General features: G+C 72.5%; 4 protein-coding genes. 2 read left to right on the top strand and 2 right to left on the bottom strand.

Features of this window, described 5'->3' with window-relative positions; translation table 11 throughout:
• Positions 1-149: 149 nt before the first annotated feature.
• Positions 150-2,780 carry an FAD-dependent oxidoreductase gene (locus IEZ11_RS49875; RefSeq protein ID WP_189269765.1) on the bottom strand — a complete coding sequence of 877 codons (2,631 nt, stop codon included), beginning with the start codon at positions 2,778-2,780 and terminating at the stop codon, positions 150-152.
• A 200-nt stretch (positions 2,781-2,980) separates the two neighbouring features.
• Here IEZ11_RS49875 and IEZ11_RS49870 point away from each other — a divergent pair, with 200 nt between their 5' ends.
• On the top strand, positions 2,981-3,703 hold the full coding sequence (locus tag IEZ11_RS49870) for an alpha/beta fold hydrolase (protein ID WP_189269764.1): 723 nt from the start codon (positions 2,981-2,983) through the stop codon (positions 3,701-3,703).
• Positions 3,700-3,978: a 2TM domain-containing protein gene (locus IEZ11_RS52710; RefSeq protein ID WP_373295094.1), complete on the top strand. Its 279-nt coding sequence runs from the start codon at positions 3,700-3,702 to the stop codon at positions 3,976-3,978. The genes IEZ11_RS49870 and IEZ11_RS52710 overlap by 4 nt, the downstream gene beginning before the upstream one ends.
• Here IEZ11_RS52710 and IEZ11_RS49865 read toward each other — a convergent pair.
• On the bottom strand, positions 3,866-6,628 hold a 2,763-nt coding region (locus IEZ11_RS49865), incomplete at its 5' end, for an ATP-binding protein (RefSeq protein ID WP_189269763.1). The genes IEZ11_RS52710 and IEZ11_RS49865 overlap by 113 nt on opposite strands.

Here is a 6,628-nt window from a genome sequence, read left to right as displayed (position 1 = left end):
GGGGGCCCCGCGTCCAGTTCGACACCGTCCCGCCAGACCCGCAGCGGACCGAGAATCTGCAGACGTACGGACGCGCTGGAGGAAGCCATTCCGATTCCAATGCTCGGGTTTGCGCCTCGGGCGGCGGCGGGTGATGCGACCGCCGCGCCCTACAGGGCGATCACCAGGTTCTCGGTGGGCAGCGTCTGGCAGGCCAGCCGCCAGCCCGCGGCCAGTTCACCGGCGGAGAACATCCCCCGGGTGTCGGTCTCGTAGGTGCCGGAGAGCACCCGCACCCGGCAGGTGCCGCAAGCGCCTTCGCCGCACGACTGCGGCATCGCGACACCGGCGGCGTTGGCGGCGTCGAGGACCGACTGCCCAGGGGCGCAGGGGAACGCCGGGTCGCCGCCGGCCATGTCGATCGTGAACTCGGCGACACCGGCCGCCGTGGCGGCCAGGGCGACGGCATGCGCCCTCTCCCGGCGGGTCTCCCTGCTCCGGCCCGACACGAACGCCTCGGTGCGGATGGCATCCCGCGGCACCTTCAGTTCCGTCAGGTGGCCGATCAGGTCCTGCATCATCGGCGCCGGTCCGCACAGGTGCACGCGGGTCGCCGGGCCGGTGTGGGGCCGCAGTTCGTCGAGACCGATCCGTCCCTCCCGCCCGGTGACGAGGACCGACACCTCAAGTCCCGGCAGCCGGGACCGCAGCGCCTCGATCTCCGGCCTGAAGAGCACCTCGTCCTCGGTCCGGAAGCTCGCCAGCAGGACGACCCGGCCCGTGTGACCGCCGTCGGCGGCGGCAGCCAGCACACTCATCAGCGGGGTGATCCCGACGCCCCCGGCGATGAGCAGAAGCGTCCCCGCCGTGTCCGCCGTCCCCGCCGTGCCCTCCGTCCCCGCCGTCCCTTCCCCGGTGCCCGGCTCCCAGGTGAACTCGCCGTGCGGGCCGCTCAGCCGCAAGGCCGGCCCGGCCTCCAGCTCGTCGTGCAGGAAACCCGAGCCGAGCCCGTCCGGTTCGTGCTTCACGGCGATCTCGAAGAAACCGCGCTCGCCGGGGCCGCTGCAGATCGAGTACGACCGTTCGATCGGCTCGACGGCGACCGGCAGGTCGACCTTCACGTACTGCCCGGCGGTGAACGAGAACGGGATCGTGTCCCCGTCCAGCGGTTCGAAGCGGATCCGCCGGACCGTCGGGGTCAGCGACTCGGTCGCGGCCACCCGCAGGTAACCCTGCCAGGGCGCGGCCGGATCCGCGGCGGCTCCGCCGGAGCGCAGGGCCCGCCACATGGTCCCCAGCTGCCGTGGTCTCAGCACCGCGTTCGCCGCCATCAGCCCGCCCGCCAACGCCCCGACCACGCCGGAACCCCAGGCGTCCTGACCGGCCACGAAGAGCCCCTTGACCGGCGTACGGCAGCCCGCCCGCGCGGACCGCAACCGCTGGGGAGTCGCCGCGAGACCGTAGAAGGAGCCGCGAACACTGTGCTGATAGGTCTCGAACGAGAGCGGCGTCGCGAGTTCGGCGAACGCGATCGTCTCCCGGAAGCCGGGCCACTGTTCCTCCAGCCGGGCGATCAGCCGTCCGGTCAGCTCCTCCTTGAGCTGCCGGTAGCCGTCCGGCCGCTCATCCCCGGGCGTCCCGCGCCACTGGTCGACCACCTTCGGATCGACGAGTTCCAGCGCCTCCACCGTGTGGAACCGGGCGGCCGGGTTGTTGAGCGACGCGAAGGAGACGTACAGCGTGCCGTCCCCGGGAGAGCGGCGGAAGCCGTCGTGGCCGTCGAGGTCCGGCATGAACCAGTGGTTCTCGCCGCGCACCCCGAACTCGGCCGGCGACCGGTCCAGCCCGAGGAACAGCATGACCGCCGACGGCTCCTCGGGCAGGTCCGCCAGTTCCCCGCTCCTGCCGATCAGGGCATAGGTGTTGCGTACCCCGGCCGCCGAGACGACGGTGTCCGTCCGCACGCGGTAGCGGCGGCCGGTGGCGGTGTCCTCGACGTCGACGCCCCTCACCCTGCCCCGCTCCACGACGACCGCGTCGACCCGTTGCCGGGGGCGCAGCACCACGCCGTACCGCTGGAGGATCTCCAGCACGATCCGGTTGACCTCCCTCGGGCCGCCCACCGGGTGCGCGGTGCCTTCCATGAAGAAGGTCAGCGGGACCGCCGCGTGGTAGCCGAACGCGCTCCGATCCGGCGGCGTGCCGTAGAGCCCCCACCGCGCGGCCAGGACGGCCCGCAGCCGCGGATCGCGGAAACTGCGGGAGACCTGGTCCCGCAGCGATCGGTACGCCGACGGGAAGAGCCGCTCGACGACGGGCGTACCCGCTCTGCGTACACCGGCGGGGAGCGAGGCGAGGACGTTGCGTGCGGCCAGCCCGGTCATGGCCCGGCGCGTGGCCCGGAAGAAACCGTCGACGGCGTCGGCCTCGGCCGGGAACCGCTCCTTCAGCCGCGCCCGGAACCGTGCCTGCGTGGCGGGGACGGTGAAGTCGAACTCCGGGAAGTGCAGGGCGTCGTACTCGTCCGGAAGCGGTGCGAGCTGCACCCGCCCGTCGGTCATGAACTCCAGGAACGGGCCGGCGTTCGCGCTCATGTAGTGCAGCCCGGTGCCGAACTGATAGCGCCCGGCACGGGAGAACTCGTGCGTCATCCCGCCGAGCGTGTAGTGCTGTTCGAGGACGAGAACGCGTTTTCCGCCGAACTGCGCGATCGTGCGGGCCGCCGCGAGACCGCCCATGCCCGACCCGATCACGACGACGTCGGCTTCCTCGAATTCCGCGTTCTCCTCGTTCGCCACCATCCACGCTCCCAGTCGTCCGTCCTTCGGAGGCTCACCTTGGCCAACCCGGCTTGACGTCGACTGAAGGTCCCGTGGACGCGCCACGGAACGGTGCGCCGAACGCATTCAATTCCCGTTCAGTAGGGCGCCCTAGCTTTGTGCCGCTGAATTCAACTCCGCTGTCCGCAGCGTCATCGCCGTCGTCCGAATGGGAGTCGTCCATGGTGAGCAGCAAACCGACCATCGTGCTCGTGCACGGAGCCTTTGCCGACGGCAGCGGTTTCAACGCGGTCGCCAGGCGGCTGGTCGCCGACGGCTATCCCGTGGTCGCCGCGCCGAATCCGCTGCGGGGGCTCGCCTTCGACGCGGCGCAGGTCAGGGCGCTGCTGGACAGCATCGAGGGGCCGATCGTGCTGGTCGGGCACTCGTACGGGGGCGCGGTCATCTCCACCGCCGCCGTCGGGAACGCCCAGGTGAAGGCGCTGGTCTACCTGGCGGCGTTCGTGCCGGAGACGGGCGAGAGCGCGCAGTCGCTGGTCGAGAAGTTCCCGGGCAGCACCGTGGGCGAATCCCTGAAACCCGTACCGCTGCCCGACGGACAGGTCGACCTCTACATCGACCCGGCGGTCTTCCATCCCCACTTCGCCGCCGACGTGTCCGCCGAGGAGGCCACCCTCTACTCGATCACGCAACGCCCGGCCGCCGGCGCCGCTCTCGGCGAGCCCGCCGCCGGTCCGCAGGCCTGGCACACGATCCCGAACTACAACCTGATCAGCGACGCCGACCGGATCATCCCGCCGGCGGCGCAGGAGTTCATGGCCCAGCGCTCCGGGGCCAGGGTCCAGGTGGTCGAGGGTGCCTCGCACATGGTGTTCGTCTCCCGGCCGGGCGCGACCGTGGCTCTCATCGAGACGGCGGCACAGGAGCAGGCGCCCTCGGAATGACGTCTCCGTCCGTCCTGTCCTTCATCCGTCGTGACTCTCGTCGAAGCAGCGCCCGGGAGGGAATCATGCACAAGAGTCAGAAGGCCATGAGGTGGGGTCTGTGGGTCCACCTCTTCTGGTACGTCGTCGCCAACCTGGCCCAGGTGGTGGTGTGGGCGATTTTCACCCCGGATCAGTTCTTCTGGCCCCTGTGGTCGATCCTGGGATGGGGTATCGGGATGGTGGCGCATGCCTGGGCGTTCCGTTCGGCGTCCCGGTCGTTCGCGCGTCCGTGACCTGAGCTGTCCGGCGGTTTCCGGTCGGCAGTTCCCGCGCGCGGTGGGTGAAGAGGTGGGCTTCGCGCCGGGTGGACAGGGTGCGGGCTCGTCGGGCGGTGTTCCGGACGGTGGTGGTGGGTTCGCCGCGGGCTTGTTGCAGTCGTGCCCGGATGACGAGGAGGAGGCCTTCGGCGTAGCGCTGGCCGTGGGTGTCGAGGGCGGTGTCGGCGTGGTCGAGGGCTGTGGTGGCCTCGTCGAGCTTGCCTGCCGCGAGCCACATCTCGGCGAGCAAGCCGTACCAGGTGGCGAGGCCGGAGCGTGGCGGGTCTGCCAGCGCCACGTCGATCAGGCGTTGTGCCTCGGCCGCGGCGCCCGCCGGGTCCTCGCCGGTCACGGCGTGCGCCCAGCACAGGGCCAGCCGCTGGTAGCTGCCGAGGAAGACGAACGAGAACTCGGGGTCCAGGGCGCTCCCTCGCTCCGCCGCGCGCCGGGCCCGCACCGGGTCGCCGGCCAGGGCCGCGGCGGTGCAGGCGAAGGCGGCCCAGACGGTGATCACATAGGGGTCGTCGTCCGCGGTGGCCTCCATCGTGTCGAACAGCGTCCATGCCGTGTCGAGGTCGCCGTGCAGCGCGGTCATCAGCGCGAGCATGGCGGGCCCCAGCAGCCGCAGGTCGCGCCGGAGTGTGCCCTCCCGGCCCCGGGCCAGGTCGTCGAGCATGGTCGAGTTGGTCCGGCTCAGGTACCGGAACGCCTCGCCGATGTTGCCCACGTCCCACTGGTGGATGCCCCACGCGTACTGGCCGTACGCGCGGACCACCGGGTCGGCGGACGCCTCGCCCTGTTCCAGCAGCCGGTGCGCCAGCCGTCCGGCGCGGTCGAGTTGGATGCCCTGGGAGTGGGCCGCCCAGCGGGAGAAGAGGAAGTCGGCGGCTTCCCGTTCCCGGCCCAGACCACGGGCCAACTGCTCGGCCCGTTCCAGCAGTTCGAGCGCCGAACCGACGTATCCGGCCCGCATGCCGTCCACCGAGGTGAAGAGCGACAGGGCGGACAGCTCCAGTTCGCCGAGGCCTGCCCGCCGCGCCACCCGCGCGGCGGACTGCAGTTGTCGAGCGGCGGCCTGGAGTGCTGACTTTCCCGCCGCGCGGCGGCCCGCGCCGATCAACGCGGTGGCGGTGCGGGCCGGGTCCGCGAGGGGGCCGGCCGACCAGAGGTGATGGGCGAGGCGTTCGTCGTCCGCGATCGTGCTGTGCTCCAGTGCGTCGGCGACGAGCAGGTGGAGCCGGGTCGCGCGAGCCGGTGGGGTGGCGTCGGCGACGGACTCGCGGACCAGGTCGTGCGCGAAGCGGAACGCGTACGGGTTCCCCGGCGCGGGTTCGAGGAGACCGAGCTCCTGCAGGGGTTCGAGGCGGTCGAGGCAGGTCCGGGCGTCGAGCCGGGCGGCGCGCGCGAGCAGTGCGAGGTCGACGTCCCGGCCGATCAGCGCGGCGACCTGCAGCAGGTGTCTCGTGTCGGTGTCCAGCACGGCCACCCGGTCGCGGACGACGTCCCGGACGGTGGCGGGAACGCCGGTCCGTGCCGTGGCGGCCTCGGTCAGGGCCCCGCCGTCGGCGAGGAGGCGGGACAGCTCCCGCACGAAGAACGGGTTGCCGGCGGTGCGGGCGTGGATGCTGCGGGTGGCGCCGGGGCCCGTCTCCTGGCCGGTCTCCTGGCGGACCAGTTCGGCGACCTCGGCCGGGCCGAGCGGGCCGAGCCGGATCCGGCGGTGGCGGGGCAGCCGGCTCGCCGCGGCGAGCATCCGCTCCAGTTCCGGGCCGGGCGTCGGCGCACGGTCGCGGAGCGCGCCGATCACGGCGGTGCCGGGCGGCAGGTGAGCCGCCAGGTGGCTGAAGAGGTCCAGGGAGGCGGCGTCGGCCCACTGGAGGTCGTCGACGACGAGCAGCACCGGCCGCCGTGCCGACACCTGGCGGACGAGTGCGACGGTCTGCTCGAACAGCCGGAACTGGGCTCCGCTGTCCGGCAGGACCGGCGTGGTGGGAACCCGGCCCTGCGGTCCGACGAGGCGCCCGAGTTCACCGATGTGCCACTCGCCGCGCCCGGCGGCGGGCAGGGCTCCGAGGATCGCGCCGACGGCCTGTACCCAGGGCCACATCGAGGGTGTGCCGTCGCCCTCCAGGCAGTGTCCCCGGACGACGAGCGCGCCGCGTCGGCCCGCTTCGGCGGCGGTCTCCTCAAGGAGGCGGGTCTTGCCGGCGCCGGGTTCTCCCTCGACCAGCACGAGTCCGGTGCTCCTGGTGAGTGCCGACTCCACCGCCTGCCGCAGCACCGCGAGTTCCTCGCTCCGGCCGACCAAGTGGTCGGTGGTGGGCGGGGTTCCGGCGACCGGGTTCGGCGGCTGTTCGTCCGGCACGTCCCCGGCGGGTGCCGGTTCCAGTACGCGCCGGTGTGCGGTCACCAGTGCCGGGCCCGGCCGTATCCCCAACTCCTCGGCGAGTTGGGCGCGGACGGTGCGGAACACCGTCAGTGCCTCGGCCTGCCGGCCGGCGGCGGCCAGCGCGGAGACCAGGCTCGCCTGCACGGTCTCGTGCAACGGCGCCATCCGGGCGGCGAGTTGCAGCGAGGCGAGCACGCGCTCGGACTGCCCCAGCGACAGGGCGAGTTCACCGGCCGC

This window comes from Streptomyces fuscichromogenes (assembly GCF_014645815.1).
Classification (GTDB): Bacteria; Actinomycetota; Actinomycetes; order Streptomycetales; family Streptomycetaceae; genus Streptomyces; species Streptomyces fuscichromogenes.
Note: the sequence above shows the minus strand (reverse complement) of the source record. Positions and strands in the feature narration are given on the sequence as shown.